Source organism: Labrenzia sp. THAF35, from assembly GCF_009363595.1.
Taxonomy (GTDB): Bacteria; Pseudomonadota; Alphaproteobacteria; order Rhizobiales; family Stappiaceae; genus Roseibium; species Roseibium algicola.
Genome location: NZ_CP045380.1, coordinates 4,079,100 through 4,102,025, shown reverse-complemented (window position 1 = coordinate 4,102,025; position 22,926 = coordinate 4,079,100). Strand labels below are relative to the sequence as shown.

Annotated in this window: 19 protein-coding genes; 9 read left to right on the top strand and 10 right to left on the bottom strand. The window is 56.7% G+C overall.

The annotated features are described in order from the left end of the window. Positions 1–88 precede the first annotated feature (88 nt). Positions 89–2,152, top strand: a complete 2,064-nt coding sequence (locus FIU93_RS18850; protein WP_152506433.1) for a M13 family metallopeptidase — start codon at positions 89–91, stop codon at positions 2,150–2,152. A gap of 42 nt (positions 2,153–2,194) precedes the next feature. On the opposite strand, the gene FIU93_RS18845 is transcribed toward FIU93_RS18850, so the two are convergent. After that, on the bottom strand, positions 2,195–2,782 hold the full coding sequence (locus tag FIU93_RS18845; RefSeq protein WP_022998342.1) for a TetR/AcrR family transcriptional regulator: 588 nt from the start codon (positions 2,780–2,782) through the stop codon (positions 2,195–2,197). A gap of 111 nt (positions 2,783–2,893) precedes the next feature. Here FIU93_RS18845 and FIU93_RS18840 point away from each other — a divergent pair, with 111 nt between their 5' ends. The 5 genes from FIU93_RS18840 to FIU93_RS18820 all read left to right on the top strand — a co-directional run bounded on the left by FIU93_RS18840 (position 2,894) and on the right by FIU93_RS18820 (position 9,477). Beyond that, the gene (locus tag FIU93_RS18840) at positions 2,894–3,592 is read left to right on the top strand and encodes a PspA/IM30 family protein (protein WP_055654589.1); all 699 of its coding nucleotides are present in this window, start codon (positions 2,894–2,896) and stop codon (positions 3,590–3,592) included. Positions 3,593–3,607: 15 nt separating this feature from the next. Then, on the top strand, positions 3,608–3,889 hold the full coding sequence (locus tag FIU93_RS18835; protein WP_152506432.1) for a YiaA/YiaB family inner membrane protein: 282 nt from the start codon (positions 3,608–3,610) through the stop codon (positions 3,887–3,889). A 102-nt stretch (positions 3,890–3,991) separates the two neighbouring features. Next, positions 3,992–7,411, top strand: a complete 3,420-nt coding sequence (locus FIU93_RS18830; RefSeq protein WP_152506431.1) for an acyl-[ACP]--phospholipid O-acyltransferase — start codon at positions 3,992–3,994, stop codon at positions 7,409–7,411. A gap of 229 nt (positions 7,412–7,640) precedes the next feature. Next, a complete protein-coding gene (locus tag FIU93_RS18825) occupies positions 7,641–8,702 on the top strand; it encodes a hypothetical protein (protein WP_152506430.1) in 1,062 nt (353 codons plus the stop codon). A 19-nt stretch (positions 8,703–8,721) separates the two neighbouring features. Further along, on the top strand, positions 8,722–9,477 hold the full coding sequence (locus tag FIU93_RS18820) for a hypothetical protein (protein WP_152506429.1): 756 nt from the start codon (positions 8,722–8,724) through the stop codon (positions 9,475–9,477). 32 nt (positions 9,478–9,509) lie between these two features. Here the strand turns inward: FIU93_RS18820 and FIU93_RS18815 are convergent, their stop codons facing one another. Then, positions 9,510–10,877: an aminotransferase class V-fold PLP-dependent enzyme gene (locus FIU93_RS18815; protein WP_152506428.1), complete on the bottom strand. Its 1,368-nt coding sequence runs from the start codon at positions 10,875–10,877 to the stop codon at positions 9,510–9,512. A 39-nt stretch (positions 10,878–10,916) separates the two neighbouring features. Here FIU93_RS18815 and FIU93_RS18810 point away from each other — a divergent pair, with 39 nt between their 5' ends. Beyond that, complete coding sequence (locus tag FIU93_RS18810) at positions 10,917–11,294, top strand: metalloregulator ArsR/SmtB family transcription factor (RefSeq protein ID WP_235814880.1); 378 nt, start codon at positions 10,917–10,919, stop codon at positions 11,292–11,294. A 202-nt stretch (positions 11,295–11,496) separates the two neighbouring features. Next, entirely contained in the window at positions 11,497–11,925 is a 429-nt protein-coding gene (locus tag FIU93_RS18805) for an HIT family protein (RefSeq protein WP_055654601.1), read from the top strand. An 87-nt stretch (positions 11,926–12,012) separates the two neighbouring features. Here FIU93_RS18805 and FIU93_RS18800 read toward each other — a convergent pair whose 3' ends face one another. From FIU93_RS18800 to FIU93_RS18785, 4 genes are all read right to left on the bottom strand, one after another. Next, positions 12,013–13,626, bottom strand: coding sequence for an ABC transporter substrate-binding protein (locus FIU93_RS18800; protein WP_055654603.1), 1,614 nt, complete (start codon positions 13,624–13,626; stop codon positions 12,013–12,015). Positions 13,627–13,863: 237 nt separating this feature from the next. Next, positions 13,864–14,514, bottom strand: coding sequence for a glutathione S-transferase family protein (locus FIU93_RS18795; RefSeq protein ID WP_152506427.1), 651 nt, complete (start codon positions 14,512–14,514; stop codon positions 13,864–13,866). 85 nt (positions 14,515–14,599) lie between these two features. Then, positions 14,600–14,974, bottom strand: a complete 375-nt coding sequence (locus tag FIU93_RS18790; protein WP_055654604.1) for an AzlD domain-containing protein — start codon at positions 14,972–14,974, stop codon at positions 14,600–14,602. Continuing rightward, positions 14,974–15,735 (bottom strand): AzlC family ABC transporter permease, encoded by a 762-nt coding sequence (locus FIU93_RS18785; RefSeq protein ID WP_353621956.1) that lies wholly within the window; start codon positions 15,733–15,735, stop codon positions 14,974–14,976. The genes FIU93_RS18790 and FIU93_RS18785 overlap by 1 nt, the downstream gene beginning before the upstream one ends. A gap of 227 nt (positions 15,736–15,962) precedes the next feature. On the opposite strand from FIU93_RS18785, the gene FIU93_RS18780 reads away from it, so the two are divergent. Beyond that, positions 15,963–17,846, top strand: coding sequence for a WG repeat-containing protein (locus FIU93_RS18780; protein WP_152506425.1), 1,884 nt, complete (start codon positions 15,963–15,965; stop codon positions 17,844–17,846). A 13-nt stretch (positions 17,847–17,859) separates the two neighbouring features. On the opposite strand, the gene FIU93_RS18775 is transcribed toward FIU93_RS18780, so the two are convergent. From FIU93_RS18775 to FIU93_RS18760, 4 genes are all read right to left on the bottom strand, one after another. Next, a complete protein-coding gene (locus tag FIU93_RS18775) occupies positions 17,860–18,564 on the bottom strand; it encodes an SDR family oxidoreductase (protein ID WP_075282995.1) in 705 nt (234 codons plus the stop codon). A gap of 242 nt (positions 18,565–18,806) precedes the next feature. After that, complete coding sequence (gene clpA / locus FIU93_RS18770) at positions 18,807–21,254, bottom strand: ATP-dependent Clp protease ATP-binding subunit ClpA (protein ID WP_152506424.1); 2,448 nt, start codon at positions 21,252–21,254, stop codon at positions 18,807–18,809. A 12-nt stretch (positions 21,255–21,266) separates the two neighbouring features. Beyond that, positions 21,267–21,599 (bottom strand): ATP-dependent Clp protease adapter ClpS, encoded by a 333-nt coding sequence (clpS, locus tag FIU93_RS18765; RefSeq protein WP_031268357.1) that lies wholly within the window; start codon positions 21,597–21,599, stop codon positions 21,267–21,269. A gap of 398 nt (positions 21,600–21,997) precedes the next feature. Then, entirely contained in the window at positions 21,998–22,330 is a 333-nt protein-coding gene (locus tag FIU93_RS18760) for a phasin family protein (RefSeq protein WP_031268356.1), read from the bottom strand. Between the last annotated feature and the right edge of the window lie 596 nt (positions 22,331–22,926).

Sequence of the window (22,926 nt, the reverse complement as noted above, 5' to 3'; positions counted from 1 at the left end):
ACCACAACCCTTGCACTAATCGGATTGCCATCTGCAGCCGGAACTCTATTCTTACGCGGGGGTAACAAGCATTCCCGGGGGCGCTGAAATGAAAATAATCCCACTTCTGCTGACGAGCACCTTGCTGCTTTCCGGATCTGCCTTCGCTGAGGAAAACAGCCTCCCCCCGCTGACCCCGGACGACCTTCAATTCTCGCCCGAGAATATGGATACCTCTGTGGATCCAGCCGACGATTTTTATCGCTATGCTTCAGGCAAGTGGCTCGACCGGGTGAACCGGCCAGTGGACAAGGCGCGTTGGGATATTTTTTCGATCATCGGCGAAAGACTGATCAAGCAGCTTGCAGCTGTTGCGAAAAAGGCAAGCGAGAGCACCGCGGAAGCGCCCAAGGGCAGCCCGACGCAGCTCGTTGGCGATTTCTACAAAGCCTATATGAATGTCGAGGCGATGGATGCTGCAGGCATCGAACCGATCCAAAGCGACCTGGACGCCATCGAAGCCCTGGAAACCCTGGATGACCTCACCCGGTTCGCGGCTGACCAGGCCGCAATGTCCGGACCGGCCCTGTTCGCGATTTTCGCACCCAGTGCAGATCCAGCGGACAGCAAGCGCTACGCAATTTTTTCAGTAGGTCCCAGTTTCGGCGTTGAGGACCACCATCTCGAACTCTTGCGCAATAAGGAAGGCGATCCGCGCATTCCTGCCTACCGTGCCTATGTGGCGGAAATCATGAAGGTCGCCGGTTATCCGGAGGACGATGCTGCTCGCATCGCCGACATCACACTTCGAATAGAAACAGCGCTTTATGCCGGGATACTGACGCCCGAAGAAGGCAACGATCCACGCAACCGCTACAGCAAACTTGGTTATGAAGAGGTCCAGGCACAGGTGCCGGAATTCGACCTCGATCTCTATCTTGAAACAGTCGGCTTTGAGAAACCCGATGCAGTCTTCATGTTCGAACCAAGGGCTCTGCCAGAACTCTCAAAAGTGCTGAAGGAAACACCGCTTGAAGATCTGAAAGCCTATGCGGCTTATCGGGTTATTGAAAACTACAAGGAATTCCTGACGTCAGCCTTCGAAGAACCCGCCAAGGAGTTCAATCTTGTCCTGACCGGTGCCCGAACGGACCGCCCTCGTCAGGAGCACATGTACGACCTGCTGAAAGAGAACCTCGGCCATCCTGCCAGCCAGCTCTTCGTGGAAACCTACTATTCCGACGAGACCAAGGCCGAAGTCATCAAGATGGTCGAGCGCATTCACGGGAAGTTTCGCGAGCGCGTCGAAACGCGGGATTGGTTGTCGGAAGATACTCGTGCCGAAGCCCTGAAGAAGGTCGACACCTTCTACTACAAAGTCGGTTATCCCGATGAATGGGTCGATTATTCCAAACTCGAGATCGGGGACGATCCCGTAGAAAACATGCGCAATCTTGGAGCCTTTTCCATGAACCGCATGCTGGAGAAAATCAAAAAACCCGTCGTGCACGAGGAATTCAACACGCAGACGACGCTGCCGATCGTCATTAATGCCGGCTACACGCCCTCCATCAACGGCTTCGAGGTCAATGCGGCCATCACCCAGCCGCCAGCCTATAGCCACGACATGGACGCTCCCTTGCGCTTCTGCCGGATCGGCGCGGTCATCGGCCACGAAATGACCCATGGTTTCGACAGTGGTGGCCGCCGATACGATGCGGAAGGCAACTTTCGTGACTGGTGGACGGAAGCAGATGCAAAGGCCTTCGACAGCGAGGCCCAGAAACTGATCGACCAGGCCAACGCGTTCGAAGTGCTGCCTGGCCTTAACGCCAACGGCCCCTTGAATGTTCGAGAGAACATGGCCGATGTCGGCGGTATCACGCTCGCCTATGAAAGCCTGATGGATTATCTGGCCGAGCACCCTGAGGAAAATGTCGAGATAGATGGCTTGTCACCGGCCAAGCGCTGTTTCATCGGCTGGGCACAGTTCTGGACGGCCAAGGCTTCCGATCCGTTCCTGCGCATGCTTGTCGCCGGTGACGGGCATCCTCCGAGCCCTTATCGAGCTTTTGCCGCCCTGCAGCATGTCGATGCGTTCTACGAGACTTTCGGCATCGAGGAGGGCGATCCGATGTGGCTGCCACCGGAGAAACGGGTGAGAGCCTGGTAAGCCCCATCAGGGTAATCTACGGCCTGGCAGCCAGGGACCTCCCTACCCGGCCAGGCGCTCGACCAGAAAGTTCATTTCCTGCTCCAGCTTTTCTCCGGACAGGCCGACGAACCGTGCCTCCAGGCTGATCGTGACGAGACCGTGTACCGCCGCAAAAGCGGTGCGGGTCCGGGCTGCGAGATCTTCTTCCATCATGCTTGGATCGAGTTCGCGCAACGGTGCTGCGATGAAACCGAGAAGCGCGATATTTTCCTGAATATGCCACTCAGGCACCGCCTTGCCTTCAGGCAAGTGATGGCTGAACAATGTCATCCAGAGGTTTCGATTGTCGCGCGCAAACGCCAGATAGGCCAGCGCCAGCACCTTGAGCCGGACCAAGGGCTCATCCACGGTTTCGACTTTCGATGCCATCAGATCCTTGATGCGGCCGAGCGTCACCGAGTTGACTGCAAGCAACAACGCATCCTGGTCCGCGAAATGCTTGTAGACCGATCCCACCGAGTAACCGGCATCAGCCGCGATCTTTCTGATGTTGACCGCTTCCATGCCCCCTGCTTCCACAGCGGCAATCGCCGCTTCCAGAACGCGGCGATGGGTTTCTTCGCTTTTTGCTTTTTGAACTCCGGCCATTAACCGTATCGCACCTCAAAAGTGAACTTTGTTCATTTTTATGCTTGACCTAATCAAAATCATGTGGCTTTGTCAAATAGTGAACAACGTTCACCTTTTGAGGGAGGCACGATGTTTGAGCCATTCATGAACCAACTGAAGGCGCTGTTTCTAACCAGCGCCGAGGAAAGCCGGGACAATCAGTCTCTTGCTCTCCTCTCCATCAACACGCGTACAGCCGCCGCTTCCGTCCGGGCTGCCCAGGTTGCTCTGGCCCGCGCCAAAGCAGAACAGCAGCAGGACCGCAAGCGGCTGTGGCAAATCAATGCATCCCTCGAAGATCTGGAGAACAGGGCTCGCAACGCCCTCCTCAAAGGTCTTGAACCCCTCGCGAGAGAGGCTGCGGAAGCTATCGCACTTCTGGAAGACGAAAAGTCGGCGCTCGAAGACGCGATCCGATCGTTCGACGGCGATCTTTCAAGCCTCACGGAAACCTTGCACCGCGCCCAGAGCCGTCTGCGCGCCCTCAAGCGCGGTGAACGCACCGTTGAAGTTCGCGACCAGATCCAGAAAGCACAGTCCTTTGGCTCCAGTACCGGCCAGTCGGCACTCGCCCTTGCAGAAGGACAGCTGGAGGACATCCGCCGACGCCAGGAACGCGACCAATTGGCCGAACAGGAATTCAAGACGTTGTCGGCAGCGGATAGCCCAAGTGCGGTTATCGAGAAACTGGGCGATGCAGGTTGCGGCGCACCTGTGAAAACCCGAGCGGACGATGTGCTCGCCCGCTTGAAATCCGACATTCCCCTTCTTCTGGAAAAAAGCAGCTAACACGAGGACAAGACCATGCAGGAACCCACAGTCAAACATTCCAACAACTGGACCATTTTTACCGCCGGCAGTTTCACAGTTGCCGCTATCATGATGGCCCTGGGCATCTGGAACCTTGAAGCAAGCTTCTCCGCGAAAGGCTTCTACGCAATGGCCGCAATCATGCTGGTCCATACAGCGGTCACCCTGACCAAGACCATGCGTGATCGCGAAGAAGCCAACAAGTTCCATAACCGCCTGGAAGACGCAAAGACGGAAAAACTGCTGATGGACATCAGCAAGCCGGAACAAGTCTGATCCAGAAATAAAACCGGGCGGAGTTTCTAACTCTCCGTCCGGGTTTCAAAGATTGAAGGTTATGAAGCAGATTGACAGATAGCTGCTTCGAAGGAGGACCTCATGAGCGCGTCACTGATGACATCCAGACGTTTCGCACCGCTCTTCTGGACGCAGTTTTTCTCTGCATTCAACGACAATTTCCTGAAAAACGCCCTGGTGTTCCTGGTGTTGTTCCAGGTTGGTGGACACGGCGCAGACGGTGGCAACACCGGTGTTCTGATAACATTGGCCGGGGCTGTCTTCATCGCGCCCTTCCTGTTTCTGTCCGCACTCGGGGGCGAACTCGCAGACAAATTCGACAAGGCACGGATTGCCCGGGCAACCAAGCTTGCAGAAATTGCAGGCGCAGGCCTGGCCGTGGCAGGCATGGCCTTGTCCTCCCTCCCCATCCTCTTTGCCGCGCTATTCGTGTTTGGTGCCATGTCTGCCTTGTTCAGCCCGGTCAAATACGGACTGCTCCCGGATCATCTGCCGGCTTCAAACCTGCCGCGCGCCAATGCCTGGATAGAAGCGGGAACTTTTCTGGCAATCCTGGGCGGCACGATTTCCGCCGGCCTTTTGTTCAGCACCGGCGCTCCGACCCTGATCTTTGCTCCAGTGATGATAGCCCTGGCTCTCGCATGTTACGGACTGAGCCGGCAAATTCCCTCCGCGCCAGCAGCAGCCCCTCATCTGACGATTGACTGGAACCTTGCGACATCCACATGGTGCGTGGTGAGAGATCTGGCTGCCGATCGTCGTCTCTTCCTGGTAGCAATGATGAATGCCTGGTTCTGGCTCATCGGTGCCATGGTGCTCGCTGTTCTGCCGCTGATGGTCAAGACGTTCCTGGGCGGTGAAGAAATTGCCGTCACCTATTTCCTGACCGTCTTCGCCGTTTCGATCGGCATCGGATCGGCAATTGCCGCCTGGCTTCTGGCTGGCCGTGTCGTCCTTTTGCCGGCTCCTGTCGGAACGCTTCTGCTGGCGCTCTTCTGCCTGGATGCGGCATTGACCCTGGCAGGCCTGCCGGCAACCGCAACAGCATCTGGCTTGCGCGAGTTCCTCACCCATGAGGGCGTAATCCGCCTCAGTGTCGATATGGCCGGCCTTGCCATTTCCGGTGCGTTGCTGGTTGTTCCCACCTTCACGGCACTCCAGACCTGGGCGAAACCGCAGGTGCGGGCCCGCCGGATAGCAGCGTCCAACGCCCTTGGCGCTGCCCTGATGACGGTTGGCGGACTGTTGCTGGCAGGAGCCCAGAAACTTGGATTTTCCGTTCCTGCAATTTTTCTGGCGCTGGCCGGGCTGAACCTTGTCGCAGCTATCGTGATGCTCAAGATCCTGCCGACCAACCCGATGCGCGATGCAATCTCGATCCTCTATCGCGCCATCTTCCGGATGGAAGTCAAAGGCCTGGAAAATCTGGAAAAAGCCGGCGAAGCCCCGATCCTGGCGCTGAACCACGTTAGTTTGCTGGACGCTGGCCTGGCTCTGACCCTGACCGACAAGAAGCCGTCCTTCGCCATCGACTATGACATTGCCCGGCGCTGGTGGGTCAAACCCTTCCTGCGCCTTGCTAATGCCTTGCCGATCAACCCGTCAAAACCCATGGCCACCCGCGCACTGATCAAGGTGGTGAACTCCGGCGAACCGATGGTGATCTTCCCGGAAGGCCGGCTGACTGTCACCGGCAGCCTGATGAAGGTCTACGACGGCGCGGCCATGGTGGCCGACAAGACCGGGGCCATGATCGTCCCGATCCGCATCGACGGACTTGAAAAAACGCCGTTCTCCTACCTGAACCCAAGCCAGATCCGCAAGCGTCTGTTCCCCAAAGTGAAGGTGACAATCATGGAACCTACCCGCCTGGACCTCGACGACGAACTGAGGGGACGTCAGCGGCGCGCTGCAGCCGGCGCCAAGCTGTACAGCGTCATGTCCGAACTGATGTTTGAAACCAGCCTGACGGAAGACGTGACGATCCTGGAGAAGGTAATCGCCACGGCCGAAGAGTACGGCTACGGCAAGCTGGCGGTTGAGGATCCGGTGTCCGGAAAGCTGAATGCAGGCAAAATGCTGACAGGCGTCTCAGTGCTTGGCCGCAAACTGTTGCGGCACACCGGCGGAGAAGACACCCTCGGCATCATGCTGCCGAATGCCAATGGCGCTGCCGTTACCGTTCTGGCGACCATGTCTGCCGGCAAGGTGCCCGCCATGATCAATTTCACTGCCGGTCAGGAAAACATTCTCGCGGCCTGCCGTGCTGCGGATGTTCGTACGCTGTTGTCTTCCCGCGCCTTCGTCAAGCAGGCCCGTCTGGAGCAACTGGCTTCAAACCTGGAAGACCACGTTCGCATCATCTGGCTGGAAGATCTGCGCTCTGAAATCGGCTTCATGGACAAGATCCGCGGCCTTCTGACCAAAAGCCGCCCCCTGGTACGCAGGCAGGCCGACGACACGGCAGTGATCCTGTTCACCTCCGGATCGGAGGGAACACCGAAAGGCGTTGTGCTGACACACAGGAACATCCTGTCCAATGCCACGCAGGCAGCCGCCAGGATCGATTTCACCCCGAACGACAAGGTGTTCAACGTCCTGCCGATGTTCCATTCCTTCGGCCTGACCGCGGGCACCATCCTGCCGCTGATATCCGGTGTCCCGGTCTATCTCTATCCCTCGCCCCTGCATTACCGGATCGTTCCGGAGCTGATCTACACCTCCAATGCGACGATCCTGTTCGGTACGGACACCTTCCTCAACGGGTATGCCCGCGTTGCCCATGCCTACGACTTCCGCTCCCTGCGCTACTGTTTTGCAGGCGCAGAGCCGGTGAAACCGTCAACCAGGCAGATCTATCAGGAACGCTTCGGTCTGCGTGTTCTGGAAGGATATGGCGTGACCGAGACCGCACCGGTCATTGCGCTCAACACACCGATGTACAACCGTCCGGGCACGGTCGGCAAACTGATGCCCGGCATGAAGGCTCGCCTTGAGCCCGTACCTGGTGTGGAAACCGGCGGCAGACTGCATGTGTCGGGACCGAACGTGATGGTCGGTTATCTGAAGGCCGAAAATCCCGGGGTCGTCGAACCACTTGTCGACGGCTGGCACGATACCGGCGACATTGTCGAGATCGACGACGACGGCTACATCATCATCAAGGGCCGCGCCAAGCGCTTCGCCAAGATTGCAGGCGAGATGGTGTCTCTGTCCGCCGTGGAAGCCCTGGCGGGTCAGATCTGGCCGCAGCATCTGTCCGCAGTTGCCGCCATCAAGGATGCCCGCAAGGGCGAGAAACTGGTGCTTGTGACGGAAAACCCGGATGCGGACCGCGCAGCCTTCGTTGAAGGCGCCAAAGCCCGAGGCGCACAGGACCTCATGATACCGGCAGAAGTCCGTGTGGTATCCAAGGTTCCTGTCCTGGGTTCCGGAAAGCTGGACTTCGCAGCGGTTGCAAAACTGGTCAAAGACGGATCTGAACTGGGCGAAGCCGCCTGACATTACACCCCGACCTGACGCAAGCCGGGTCGGGGTGAATACTGATCACCGCGCCTCTTTATCTTATCTAGAGAGATTTTTCAGCATCGCCAACAAGACATCAGAAGAACATTTCCCGATTTAAACCGTCAGTAACGCAAGAATTGCCCTCCCGGCGAAACTAAACCTTAAGACGAATGATACAACCTGTGAACGCATACCCAACGCCAGACATTTCCGGAGCTTACGGATGCGTTTTAAAAAAGGATTTGCCGTAGCCTTATGCTTCGGTTTGCTCGCCTGCTCGGATAACGTTCCATCCGGAGACCCGCAGTCCGGTCTGAAGCGCGACATGCGCGGCTACAAGGCATCACCCGGCGTCCTGGTCGCGGAAGACGGGACACCTCATTGGATCCAGTCCGCGGTGACCGGGTACAAGGAAACGACCTTGGACACCGACCTTCCCGCGAAGGTGGTCATGCAGCAGCCGACTGCGTTGTGCCGCTTCCGCAAACCCAACCTCGGAGAATATATCGGCAATGTGCATGTCGGCACAGGCAACATGCATGCGCCGATCTATACCTGGTCGAAAACAAAAATTCGGGAACGGGCACAAAAGCTGGCTGAAAACGCCCAAAAACCAGCCGACGACCCCAGAAAGATCCGTGTCGACACGATGGTACTCAGTGCAAAGGACGACAGTTTTCCTGTTGTCGATGTCGTGGTTACGGAAACCGAAAAGCCGGTCTACCTGATCCTGCAAAACGAATTCGGCAAGATCCTATGGAACATACATCTGGCACCTGGCGCCCGCATCTCGCATGTGGTGGCACTCGGTGTCGGCGATATCGCTTTCGCCAATCTTGATCCTGACGTGCCTGTTGAAATGGCCGGTGCAAGAACCCTTCGTTCCTGCGGTGTTCAGCCCTGGCGAAAGATGCAAGATCACTGGCTTTTCGCAAGAAACGCCAAGGAAAATCCGAGCCTTCATGAAGAGCCAGTTGCCAAGAACAAGGCGGCTTATCGCAAGTATGACAGCTGGTTCAAGAGCGCCTTCGGCATAAGAAGCGAGCAAAATCTCGCTGGCGTGGAACGGTCAACTCATGTGCTCGTTGGGCCAATCCCGGAAAATCTTGATGACCGGATTCCCTTCCGTCCACTGGGGGGATCACTCGTCATCATGACGCCGGTCGAGAACATCGCAGTAGCTGGCAAGTCCGGCTACGAGGACAAGGCGATGGCGCAGATCAGGCCGCTGGTCGACAAGGCTCTCGGACGTGACAGCACCGCCAATTCCAATTCCGGTTCATAAGCAACAGGGAACAGTCTTGATGCGTATCCTTCAAATCGCCTGCGGAGTGATCTTTTTCGCAGTGACGCTCTACTACGGCTACATCATGTTCAGTGTTGCCAACGTCGCGAACACTGTCTTCGGCTTCAAGAACGATCCGCTGAAAGGACAGGCGACAGTCCACAACGCCAGGCATGGCTCAGGCGGTTCCCTGAAAGACGGCTACGTCGCCCTCACGGACTTCAAAAACCTCGATGCCGGACGGGTGGTCAATATCGTCATGCCCGTATCGGTGAAAGAGCTCTTGAAGGAAACAGGAGCTCCTGCCGACAGGGACATGATCGAGGTCTTCATCTCCGGTCAGGCCCCCAGAATCGCGGAAGCCGAATGCAAGCTCCTAGTGAAGACAATTGCATCGAATTGCCGGGTAAAGCTGACAAAAGCCAAGCAATTCAAGGATGATCCGAAATTTGCCGAGATCAGGATGCAGCTTGAGTTCGTAGAGAAGCAAGTCCCCGGTGCATTCGAGACAGAGAAGCCTCTCAACTACCAGGAAGTGGACGCCGATCTGGTGGACAGTGCCGGAATCTATGCCGAAGCCTGGCTGAACGAATTCAAGAACCGACGGGCGAAACTCTATACCACTGCAGCCCGCGCCTGCGATCCCTTGCGGCGTCAGCACGGCAATTGTTCGGTGACTGAAATCAACGTTTTGGGCCGATGGGAAAAACGCGAGGAATTCGTGGTCATACGCTCGAACGCAACCCTGTCATATCTGTGGCCCGAAAGGACCTGACCAGGGTCGCGTCTTCTGCAATGTGAGCTGCATCAGGCCGGGGCCATCACCTCGGCCTTTGCCTTTGCAACAGCAGCTATCAGCCGGTCCACATCTTCCGTCCGGGTTGACCAGTTCGAGACACTGATGCGAAACCCCTGTCGTCCTTTCCAGGAGGCCTGACCGAACCAGGCTTCACCGGAAGCCTGAACATGGCCAGCGATGCGGGCACAGGCGTCTTCCGCCCCCTGCAGCGTCGCAAACACCTGGTTGAAATGCACCTCATGTGGCACTTCGAACCCGAGTGCTGTCAGATCCCCTGAAATGCGCCTTGCATGACCGTGAAAACGGCTCAGCATGTCCTCAAGACCTTGCCGGCCGAGGGAAAGCAGCGCAGCCCAGGTCTCGGCTCCGCGCGCAGACCGGCTGAATTCAGGAGCGCGGTTGGCCGGGTTTGATACGGTCGCCGGCAGATAGGTGGCCCCGATTGCCATCGACGCCTGCATTTCCTGCGGATGGCGGCACAACGCCAAGCCTGAATCATATGGCGTGTTGAGTGTCTTGTGGCTGTCGACCACCCAGCTGTCTGCCTTCTCAAGTCCCTTGAGCGCCGTTGCCGTATCGCTGCAGGCCCTTGCCCACAACCCGAAAGCGCCATCAACATGAAGCCAGGCACCAGCGGCATTACACTTGTCGCCGAGTTCATCAAATAGATCGAAGGCTCCGCTGCAAACGTTTCCTGCCTGGCACAAAACGAGCGTGCGATCATCCAGTTCGGGTAGCTTGTCGATCCGCATCCGCCCCTGATCGTCCACCTCCACCCACTCGATCGATTTCGTGGCCAGGCCTGCCATTCGAAGGGATTTCAGCACGGTTGCATGAATTTCGGCGCTGGCGACGATCCGCAAGCCGGGAGTGCCAATCAGGCCCTCTCCTCTTTCGTGGCCAAGGCGCGACAACAGCGTGTCGCGCGCGGTGACCAGTAGCGCCATGTTCGACATGGTCGCACCGGTGGTGAAAGCGCCATCGGTACCTTCAGGCAGCCCCAGAAGCCTAACGATCCAGGACACCGCCGTTTCTTCCATCTTGATCACGGAAGGTCCCGTCAAACCGTCTGCAACCTGATCCCACGCGGAGAGCAAGGCCCGGGCCGCGGAGGCTGCAGGCAATGCGCCCCCTATGACATAACCGAAGTACCGACCTGCCGCCGTCGCAACAGTGCCCTCACCGCCCACGGTCTCGAGCAGATCAAGAATATCGTCAACGTCGGCGCCCTGCTCCGGCAAACCCGGATCGAGCTCGGCAAGACGAGACAAATTCGGCCCGACGCGCCGATCCGGCAATTGTTTCAGATAACGCACGCCGCGCGCCGCGCCGTTCGAAAAGGCTTCCGCTTGAAGGCCGAGAAGGCTATTTTCCATGTTCGAACCACCAATCTATGTCGAAGAGTGTCTATATAGATGAATATCAATATAGATGTAGAGTCAAGTTCATTGGCAATGGCAGCACTGGCGAGCCCTGTGCGGCTGCAGATCCTTTTATGGCTGCTCGACCCTCGAGCCCACTTCCCCCGCCAGCGGGACGGAGACCTCGTGGACGACGGCGTGTGTGTGGGTTTCATCACCGAAAAGGTGGGCCTCAGCCAACCGACCGTAAGCTCGCACATGAAAAAGATGTCGGAAGCAGGCCTGGTAACGGGAAAGCGGATCGGCAACTGGATGTTCTACAAACCCGACAGGACAAGGCTTGAGGACCTGGGGTTGAAGCTCACATGCGCATCGCAAACGGATCCTGAAGCATCAAATGCCGGTCAACTGGCCACCGAAACCGTTTCCTGAACAACCGCGGCTTGAGCAAACTCATCCGGGCGGTTCTGCCGCATGTCGCGGCTTGCAGCTGCAAGAAAACTCGGACTAGATCAGGAGTAACTCTTGATCGGAATCGATTGATGGTCCTTTGATCAACCCTCAAGTGTCGGGGTGGCTCGTTTCTGAACACCGCTTCGCGAAATTCTTTTGCCTATCAGACAGGAATGCAAACATGTCCACGCCCGCTTATGACGACCAGAATGTCTTTGCCAAAATCCTGCGCGGCGAACTGCCGAGCCACAAGGTTTACGAGGACGATAAAACACTGGTGATCATGGACATCATGCCCCGCGGCGATGGTCATGTTCTGGTGATCCCGAAAGCCCCTTCCCGCAACATTCTGGACATCGCGCCGGACGATCTCAACGCAGTCATGGCAACGACGCAGACCATGGCCAGGGTGGTGATCAAGGCCTTTGATGCCGACGGCACGACCATCCAGCAATTCTCAGAACCTGCCGGTGGCCAGGTGGTGTTCCACACCCACGTCCACGTCATTCCACGTTTCGAGGGCGTGTCGCTGAAACCGCACACCGGCGCGATGGCAGACAATGACGTGCTGGCAGCCCAAGCAGAAAAGATACGAGCCGCACTGGCCTGAGTCAGGCGAGCATCTCCAGCCATTCAGCACACAACAGACAACGCCCGCCTGGCTACAAACCGGGCGGGCGCTTTTCTCGATGCTCAATCAGCTATCGAACCACCAGCGGCTGCAGGCACGGGCACCGTCGAGCTCCCAGCTCGATGCCAGTTGCTCACCATGCTGAACATTGCTGCGGCGGGCATAAACGAAGTTGCGGAAGAACGGGATGATCGTGCCGCCGTCGTCATGCGCAAGCAGCGCCATTTCCCGGTACATCTCCGCCCGCCTGGTGTCGTCCAATTCGGCTTTCGCCATCAACAGCAGTTCGTTGAAACGCTCATTCTGCCAATGGCTCTCGTTCCAGGCGGCATCGGACTTGTAGGCCAATGAATACATCACGTCAGGTGTCGGACGCGCGCCCCAGGCCACCACGCAGAACGGTTTCTTCAGCCAGACATCCGAGTAATAGCCGTCGTTCGGTTCACGCACGACCTTGATGTCGATGCCTGCCGCCTTGGCATGTTCGGCATAAAGCACGCAAAGATCGACCGCGCCGGAGTAGATGGATTCCGCAGAGGAAATGCTGATGGATAGTCCCTCGGCACCGGCCTTTTTCAGCAGCGATTTCGCCTGGTCCGGATCGTAGTCGTGTTGGGGAATGTCATCCGGCCAATAGGGCATGGCTGGCGAATGGTGGAAATCGTTTGCCTTTGTCGCTGCACCAAAGGCGATCTTCTCGATGATCTCGTCGCGGTTCATCGCGAGCTTGAGTGCGTTGCGAACATCCTTGTTGTCAAACGGAGGCGTGTCGCAGAACATCGGCATCGTGAGCGTCGAGGCAGACGGCACATTGTCGATCTCCAGGTTTGGATTGCGCGCAAGCAGACCCATCGTCTTCAGATCGATAAGCGAAACGGCATCCACGTCGCCAGTAACCAGAGCCGTCTGACGGGCGTTCGGATCGGTCAGGATGATCAGTTCCACACCGTCGAAATGTGCACCGTCCAGATGCCAGCCGTCATGGCGCGTCAGAGAGAACCTGACACCGAAGTCACCGGTTTCGATCTTGTAGGGACCGGTACCGTCGCCCGAAGCCCAGTCGATCGAGCCATCGGCGTTCGCCGGACAGATGGCCAAATGGTAATCGGTCATGAGCCACGGCAGATCCGCATTGCCCGAAGACAGTTTGAAAACGATCGTGTTGTCGCCGTCCTTGACGATATCAGCGACGTCGGTCAGCAGAGCCTTGGCCGCGGAGGTCGTGCTGTCGCCGCGGTGGTGGTTCATCGATGCAATGACGTCGTCGGCTGTCATCTTGCGACCGGAGTGGAAGGTGACGTTTTCGTTGAGCTTGAAAGTCCACTCCGTTGCGTCCGCATTCGCCGTCCATTCGGTGGCGATATCCGGCCCAAGAGACCCGTCTGGTTCGATCAGGGTAAGATAGCTGCGGTGAGTATGCGCCAGTACGATCATGGCGATGGTGAGATAGGTGCCCGGATCGTGGGTGTCTGATGTGTTGCCGTCATGAATGCCGACCTTGAAGGTTCCGCCCTGCTTTGGTTGCGCCTTGGCTTTCGTGGTCCAGAGCCCCGTTGCGGCGGAAGCTGCAACACCGGCAGCCATGGAATAGTTCAGGAAATCACGGCGGGAAATTCGGCCAGATCTTGCGGCCTCGCCCAGCTTTTCCAGCATTTCCGTATCTTTGTACTTGTCCTTCATCGTCAGATTACCTCCAAGTTTACAGTCACCATCTGGCTTGCGCCCGGTTTCAATCGTTAACTCTAGGTCGGCTGCGTTTTATCCGATCATCCCCCATTCGAAGTTTAGTGCCGCAAAAACGACGTTTCGTTAGATAGTGCGCGGCAAAAGATTGTCCTGTCAGGATTGCGGATAGAAGAGAGGGTAACCGCAGACGGTGCTGCGCATCGCTGAGAAGACGCCGCTTGTGACAAGATTTTACGCGACGCCCGCCTGAACAGCGGCGTCTTCCTGCTCCCTAGCCATGTTCTGGTCTTCCTGCAGCACCTTGACCACCGACGGCCTTTCCGCGAACCGCTCGATGTAGGCGGTGAATTCTTCGAATTCCGGTACGATGCCGAACATCGTTCCCCACCGCAGCCCCATACCCCACAGAACGTCGACAGCCGTCATCCGTTCTCCAAGAACGTAAGGTCCCTTTGCCAGTTGGGCACGCATGCTTTCCATGACGGTGTCAAACGAACCATAGGCGGACATGGAATGCGGCGGTTCTTCGCGCTTGAGTGCGCGGTCGATCAGTGCCGGCTCAAAACAGGATGCCATATGCACGAACCAGCGCAGGTACGGTCCGCGCAGTGGATCATCCAGCGAGGGTGTCAGTCCTTTTTCGGGAAACAGATCAGCCAGATAGACATAGATCGCGACCTGTTCGGTAATGACTGCCTCGCCAACGCGCAGTGCCGGAACTTTGCCAGCCGGGTTGACGGCAAGATATCGGGAGGTCCGGTTTTCACCCAGCTTCAGATTGAGCACATTCAGCTTGTAAGGTGCGCCCAGCTCTTCCAGGAGAACACGTACGCCGGTGGCGCGTGTCTGAGGTGCATAAAAGAGTTCGACCTGATCCGCCATGTTCCTCTCCTTGACCGGGTGCAATCGCCGTGCTCTTCAACCTAGCCTATCTGCCGGGCAAGTGAACATGGGAAATCGCTTGGTGTCAGGGAGCCATCGTGTCGAGGATCAGCCAACCGGAAACGAGAAAGACTTCTGCGGCAAGTACGCCAACAAACACACGTTGCCGGGCTGCAAAAAACGACGCGAAGCCGAAACCGGCAGCAGCCAGACGCAGCCAGAGCGGTGTTTCTGCCAGCACACCCTGCGGGAACAGGATCAGCTTGGAAATCACTCCGGCCACCAGTGCGGTTGCAACACAGCGCACCCAGATCAGCAGTTCGCCGTCTTCACGCAGCCGGCCACCGGCAAAGACACCCAGCCACCGCCAAACGTCAGTTGCAAACCAGCCGGCGATGATGATCATCACCAGTGGCCACCAGGTTTCGGATACCAATCCACCTGCTGTTGGTCCCTCCATCACGACAGCCCCCTGCGCATGATCCTGGTTCCGAGGTAGGCAATCGTGCCGCCCACAAGGCCGGTCCAAAGCAGATCCAGTCCAGGCAGATAGGTGAAGAAGACCGGTCCGAGCAGCAGTCCTGCGACCATCGCCGCCCGGTCGGCATTGAGCCTTGCAGCCCCCCAGAGCGAGCACAGGAAATAAACAGGCGTCAGCAGGAACAAGGCACCTGCCACCATGCCCGGCATGCTTTCAACCAACAGGTAGGAGACACCGGTCATGCAGAAGACGAAGCTGGTCACCGCCGCGCCAAAACCAATGAAGAACGGCAGACGCCCTTCCCTTGGCATGTCCGGCAGGTGCTTCATCGCGAATACCCAGGCAGTCACCGCAACGAAATGAGACGCGATCAGCAATTGCCAGGTCTTTGTCTTGCCCGGCACCTTGACCAGCGGCATCAAGGCCATTGTCATCGGCATCAGGCGGACTGACGCAAGAGCGACGGCAATTCCGGCAGGAAGGATACCCATTCCGGAAGAAATCGCGCCGGTCAGAACCACGATGGAAGGCAGCGCCCAGACGAAACCGGTCATTGCCAGCGTCTCACAGAGCGTCAGCCCTGTTTCACGGGCAAGACCCGCATATCCGACAAACGCCGCGGTCAGAATAAACGCTGGAATAGACACCGCCGCCCGCGCTCCACGCGCCATCCAGACCCGGGCATGTTCCGGCGGGTTCTGGGATTCCTGGTCGATATCTGGTTGATCAGGAGCCGTCATCAAGCTGACTCATCTCTGGGCAGTTAGTAAGGTAGCCTTACCTTTTTGGAGATTTTCTGTCCAGAGTGCTTAATTGTGAACCGGTACGCCAGAGAGCCGAACCGGCTAGCCTACTCATCGTTAGTGCCAAAAAGACGCGACCGCCAGTCGACACAACCCATGACTGCATTTGCGCCACAATTGAAGACGATCAGGGTTAGATCATTTTTTGTTTCAGAGTGGCCTGAATGTTGCGCAAACTATTTTTCCTTCCGACATGCCTCTTCGTATTTCTGTTTTCCAACTCCCCGGGCATCGCTGACGTCTCGGACATTTCGTTCAGATGCGGCGGGCCGTTCGACCTCTGCGGCTATGTCGACAGAAAGTCGGGACAAACTCTGATCCCCTTCAAGTTTGAGGATGCACTACCTTTTAGCGAAGGACTGGCCGCAGTTAAGAGAGAAGGCAAATGGGGATATGTCGACAGCCTCGGCTCTATGGTTATCGAACCGCGCTTCGACCTTGCAGGCACTTTTTCATCCGGCCATGCGGAAGTCGTTATCGATAATCACGCAGGCGTCATTGACCGAAACGGAAAAGTCGTCGTCGAGACACAGTTCGCCCGAGCAATTCCGTTTACTGAAGACGTTGTTCTTGTGGCAGAAGGACAACGTCGCCTCGAAGACAGGTTCAGACTTGCCCCTTTAGACGAACTCAGCAGCATCTTCATCAAAAAACGATTGGGTCTGTATCGGATCGATCAGGGTTGGATTTCAAAGAAGCGATACAAAGTTGCCTATTTTGACGAGCTGAGCCGTGGCCTGATTTGGGCGTCTGAAGCTAAGGGTAAAGAGCCGCTCTTCGGCCTTCTGAGAGCTGATGGCTCGTGGCAAGTTACACCGCGGTACACAAGCGCGTATTGGCTCATTGACGACTTTGCAACGGTGCAAGGCATTCCTGATGAGGTCGAGCCAAAGTCACCTCAGACTGTGAAGAGAATGTCAGGTGCCGTTGATAGAAACGGCAAACTCGTCATTCCACTCAAGTTTGAAGGTCTCAGTTACTGGATGGGTGGGTATGGGCTTGCGCGCAAATATGACAACCTTTCACAACTGGGTTTGGTAACCCGACGCGGCGAGCTATTGACCGGCCGTTATTATGAAAATGTTGACCGACCAACCGATGGCCGCTGGCCGCGAGTTCTGGAAAATGGGCTTTGGCGCAGCGTTACGCCTGAAGGAGATCTGGTGCCTGATCAACGCAACGGTCACGTGCACATTTCTTGCCCCAAAGGACTTCAGGTAATCGAACTGAACGGGCTCTTCGCGATCCGCCATCTCAAGCTTGACACCTTGGTGAAGACGAAAGTTAGCGCTATAAACAAGCGGTTTTCTGACGACTTCTGCTTGTCGCCCTATTTGGTCTCAATCGGCGACAACCAGTATAAGTTTGTTACGCAAGACGGTCGAACACTGCCGTCCAAAGGCTGCTATGACAACGTTCTCTACGTCAACGAAGGATTGTCTGCGGTATTCTCCGCTGGAAAATGGGGTGTAATTGACGACGATGGACAATTTTTAGTTCCCCCGCTTTACGACAAGCTCCAAATATACAGACACAACAAAACTTGGTTCGTCGTTCGGTCTCAGACAGGTCCCCAAAAAGACCCGGTTGTCTTAAAGGTCGAGCAGAATGGAAGAGAATTCTGGATCGACACCCACAACAAAGAAGTCGTAAAGCCCAGAGACCCAACCAAAGAAGAGAGCGAAGCAATCCTGGCCTGTGGCGGTATGCTGAAGCGCTTCGAAGAAAATGGGCTCTGGGGTATGATAGGCCCAAGCGGCAGAGTGATTATCGACCCGGATTATCGAGCGTTGACGTGTTTCAGGCGGGGCGTTGCTTGGGGAGCACTCAAACAGAAAAAACTCTGGTGCCCAATCGGTTCCGATGGTCGGCAGAAGGTTGCCCTTTCTTGCAGGAAATCTGTCGACGTTGTGGGGCGTACTGAAACTCGCCCTGAGGAACTGTCCCAAGATCCGCACGAAAACAGCGTTCTCTGGCTACGTGCATTGTTGGACTACGCTCAGGGAAAACGGCCAGAGCCGCCGGGCGTTCTAGGAATGACCTTCTAACACTCGAATTACCTCACACCGACCGCGTCAGCCCACCATCGATACGTATGTTCTGACCTGTGATATAGGCCGCCTCGTCGCTGGCCAGATAGGCGATCAGGCTTGAGATTTCGTCCGAGCGGCCGTAGCGGCCCATGGGGATTCGCGCCAGGCGATCTTCCTTCTCCGGCAGGCTGTCTATGAAACCGGGCAGGATATTGTTCATGCGCACGTTCTCGGCAGCGAACTTGTCGGCAAACAGCTTGGTGAAGCTGGCCAGCCCTGCCCGAAACACGCCGGAAGTCGGAAACATCGGATCCGGCTCGAAGGTGGCGAAAGTGGAGATATTGATCACCGTTCCACCACCTTGCGCAGCCATGATCGGAGCGACAAGGCGTGCCGGCCGAACGACATTCATCAGGTAGTAGTCCATGCCGAGATGCCAGTCCTCGTCGGAGATTTCCAGAATATCGCCTTTCGGGCCATGTCCGGACGAATTGACGAGAACATCGATCCGACCAAGAGCGTCCACCGTCTTGCTGACAAAAGAGGTCAGGTCGTCAGCAACCAGATTGGATCCGGTGAACCCGACCCCGCCCAATTCCTCCGCGAGCGCTTCCCCCTTGCCGGAGGACGACAGAATTGCGACCCGGAACCCATCTGCAGCCAACCGTCTTGCTGCATCGGCTCCCATGCCGGAGCCGCCAGCGGTGATCATCGCAACCTTGTTATCGCTCATGTCCGTTCTCCCGAAAGTGTCTGCTTCATAGCTAGGCAAGCAGCCGGGCGGCGGCAAATGATTTTCCTGAATGGTTTCAATTCCAAACATGAATGAGAACAAGTCCAGTACGCCTGTTGGAGGACAAGCCCGGGGCGTGTACCAACCCGGCCCGCTTCGCGCATTGCGCGTCGTCTGTGCAGGCGAAAAACAAAAAGGCCCCGAATCTCTTCGGGGCCTTTCCTATCTGATTGTGCAGGGCCTCAGTCGGCCAGCGGCACCTTGGGCACAAGGCTTTTCTTGGCCGGACCGCTCTTGCCTGCAGGAGGCTTCGTATCCTTGGCGGCCGCTGCCTTGGCAGCAGGCTTGCGCCGGCGCTTGGGCTTTGCCTTGGATTCGGTCTTGGCCTTGGCTTTTGGCGGTGTCGCACGCTCCTCGATGCTTTCCAGAAGCAGACCCTTGCCGTCCTCGGACACGGTGACCTTGACCATTCCGCCTTTCTTCAACTTGCCGAACAGCACCTCGTCGGCCAGAGGCCGCTTGATGTGCTCCTGGATGATCCGCCCAAGCGGGCGAGCCCCCATCTGGCTGTCATAGCCCTTGTCAGCAAGCCACTTGACGGCATCTTCCGTCAGCTCGAAGGTCACGCCGCGGTCAGCCAGCTGGACTTCCAGCTGCATGACGAACTTCTCGACCACCTTGTAGACGACTTCCATCGGCAGATTGCCGAACGGAATGATCGCATCGAGACGGTTGCGGAACTCCGGCGTGAACAGCTTGTTGATCGCTTCCGCGTCGTCGCCTTCCCGCTTCATCCGGTTGAAGCCAACCGGCATCTTGGCCATGTCCGCGGCACCGGCGTTGGTGGTCATGATCAGGATGACATTGCGGAAATCGACCTGCTTGCCGTTATGGTCGGTCAGCTTGCCATGGTCCATCACCTGCAACAGGATATTGAACAGGTCCGGATGGGCCTTTTCGATCTCGTCCAGCAGCAGCACGCAGTGCGGATGCTGGTCGACACCGTCGGTCAAGAGGCCACCCTGGTCGAAGCCTACATATCCCGGAGGTGCACCGATCAGGCGCGACACGGTGTGCCTCTCCATGTATTCGGACATGTCGAACCGGATCAGTTCAACACCCAGTGAAGATGCCAGCTGCCGAGCGACTTCCGTCTTGCCGACGCCTGTCGGGCCGGAGAACAGATAGCTGCCGATCGGCTTGTCAGGCTCACGCAGACCGGCACGCGCCAGCTTGATGGCAGACGCCAACGTCCCGATAGCTTCATCCTGTCCATAGACAACCCGCTTCAGATCCTTGCCAAGGTTCTCCAGAATCTCCGCATCATCCTTGGAAACGGACTTCGGCGGGATCCTGGCCATGGTGGCAATCGTGTTCTCGATTTCCTTCACGCCAATGGTCTTGCGGCGGCGGGCTTCGGGAACAAGCATCTGCGAGGCACCGGTTTCATCCAGCACGTCGATCGCCTTGTCCGGCAGCTTGCGGTCGGAAATATATTTGGCCGACAGCTCCACAGCCACCTTGATGGCATCGTTGGTGTAACGAACCTTGTGGAAGTCCTCGAAGTAAGGCTTCAGGCCCTTCAGGATATCGATCGCGTCCGGGATCGACGGCTCGTTGACGTCGATCTTCTGGAAACGGCGGACCAGCGCCCGGTCCTTCTCGAAGAACTGGCGGTATTCCTTGTAGGTGGTCGAACCGATGCAGCGGATAGCTCCGGAAGCAAGCGCAGGTTTCAGGAGGTTGGACGCATCCATCGCCCCGCCAGAGGTTGCACCGGCGCCGATCACCGTATGGATCTCGTCGATGAACATCACCGCACCCGGGTAGTCCTCGATCTCCTTGACCACCTGCTTCAGCCGCTCCTCGAAATCGCCGCGATAGCGGGTACCCGCCAGCAGCGAACCCATATCGAGCGAGAAGATGGTGGCATCCTTCAGGACATCCGGCACATCGCCATTGACGATGCGATGCGCCAGCCCTTCCGCAATGGCGGTCTTGCCGACACCCGGGTCGCCGACGAAGAGCGGATTGTTCTTCGACCTGCGGCACAGGATCTGGATCGTGCGCGAAATTTCGCTGTCGCGCCCGATCAGCGGATCAATCTTGCCGTTGGTGGCCTTGGTGTTGAGATTGACACAGTAAGCTTCAAGAGCGTCCGTCTTCTGACTGGACTTCTTCTCGGTTTCAGCTCCGGGCATCACATCTTCTTCATCCGCCCCTTCGACTGGACGGGCCTCGGACATGCCGGGACGCTTGGCAATGCCGTGCGAGATATAATTGACCGCGTCGTAACGGGTCATGTCCTGATCCTGCAGGAAGTAGGCCGCATGGCTTTCGCGCTCGGCAAAGATCGCAACAAGCACGTTGGCGCCGGTCACCTCTTCCCGGCCTGACGACTGGACGTGGATAACCGCCCGCTGAATCACGCGCTGGAAGCCCGCGGTCGGCTTGGAGTCCTCGTCACTGTCCGTGACAAGGTTATCCAGCTCGGTTTCGATATATTCAACCAGATTGCGGCGGATCGTTTCCAGATCCACGTTGCAAGCCCGCATGACCGCAGCCGCGTCCTGGTCGTCCAGCAACGCCAGCAGAAGATGCTCCAGCGTTGCATACTCCTGCTGTCGCTCGTTGGCGAAGGCCAGAGCCTGGTGAAGTGCTTTTTCAAGACTGCGTGAGAAGGAAGGCACGTGCGTTTGTCCTCACTTTTTTTCCATGACGCATTGCAACGGATGCTGATGCTTGCGCGCGAAATCCATCACCTGGGTGACTTTCGTCTCCGCGACCTCGTAGGAATAAATCCCGCATTCCCCGACGCCGTGATGGTGAACATGCAGCATAATGCGGGTCGCCTCTTCGCGGTTTTTTTGGAAGAAGTTCTCCACAACGTGAATGACGAACTCCATCGGAGTGTAGTCATCGTTCAACAGCAGCACTCGATAGAGATTTGGCCGCTTGGTTACTGTTTTGGTACGGGTGACTGTAACCGTTCCGGCGTCGCCACCGTCATTGTCATAATCAGAGCCCGCCGACATTGCCGTTTCTTTTGCCTCTATCACTCCGGCCATCACCAAATTTCGAATCCTGAACACACTGCCCTGCGCAGCTGGTCCAGAGCTTTCCGCAGCACGGACTGCGCCGCGAATACGCATTCTCAGTGATAATCCTGCCGCGCAAGCCGCGCTCGCGCAATGGTCGATTTCATCAACATAAAGGTCAACAGCGCATTTGTAGTCCCTGCGCTGCCGGTCAAGAGGAATGTAGGTTGCCCGTTAATGATTAAAAGGTGGCAAGAGAACGCATTTCGAAATCCGGCTGCAAATGGCAGGATGAACCGCGGCAAGCCTGTAAATCTGTGCATATACGAAAAAACCCGGCTCGTCGGAGCCGGGTTTGAAACTTCAAGCCGTCCTGAGACGGCTGAAAGGAAAACTTACTTCGCAAGCTTGCCCATCACACCTTCGTAAGGCTTGTAGGCATCCTTGGACATGTCGGTGACCATTTCACCGATCTTTGTCATCTCGCCAACAAAACCTTCGTAAGCGGTTTTGACGTAGTCGGCCTGCGCTTCAAATGCCTTGTCGAGGGACTTGGAGGAAACGAGCTTCTCAACAGCTGCGGAACCTTCCTCGAAGGACTTTTTCTGGTAGTCGGCCATTTCAGCGGCGATGGCCTGGAAACCCTTGCTGACGGAGCCGAAAGACGCCATGGCCATATCCATGTTGTCTTTGCTCATCTTCTGCATTTCATCAAAGTTGTTCATCATTTTTCTGCCCTTTTCCGGCGAACCGGTTTCCAATCCCAAGCATCGGCCTTATGGGGCGGCCCGGCGCGCGTATCGCGTTACCTAACGGGATCTTGTCGTAATGCACTGCACAATAAGTGTCAAGGCGATTTTGCATTGCAAAAACAACCATTACGCGAAATTGACAATCCTTCCATGGCGTAAGCTGTCAGACTTCCCTCTGAAAACAGATACCCCTGATCGAGACCGGCACCAGCAACCGGAAGCAGGAAACAACAGAGCCTCAGCAAGATTTCAGTCAGATTCTTGAATTTGACCAACTTCGGAACAACAGACACCGAAAATAAACAAACTCTTAACCAATAAAACAAATGAAAATAAGATTAGATCTAAATAATTCTTATCAAGTACGCAAAACACAACCTTAACCAACAATTAACTCTAACAAAAAACTATTTTTTTAAGTGCTTTTTCGATCATTCATTTACTCATTCGTAACCGTGATTCCATCAAATGACATGGAGAACGACGGGGCCGCGGCTTTGAATCGCAGGGGGTTAAGATCCGAACCGTGCCGCTCCAGATACGAACCACGTGACCCAGAATGGGATAGTAAT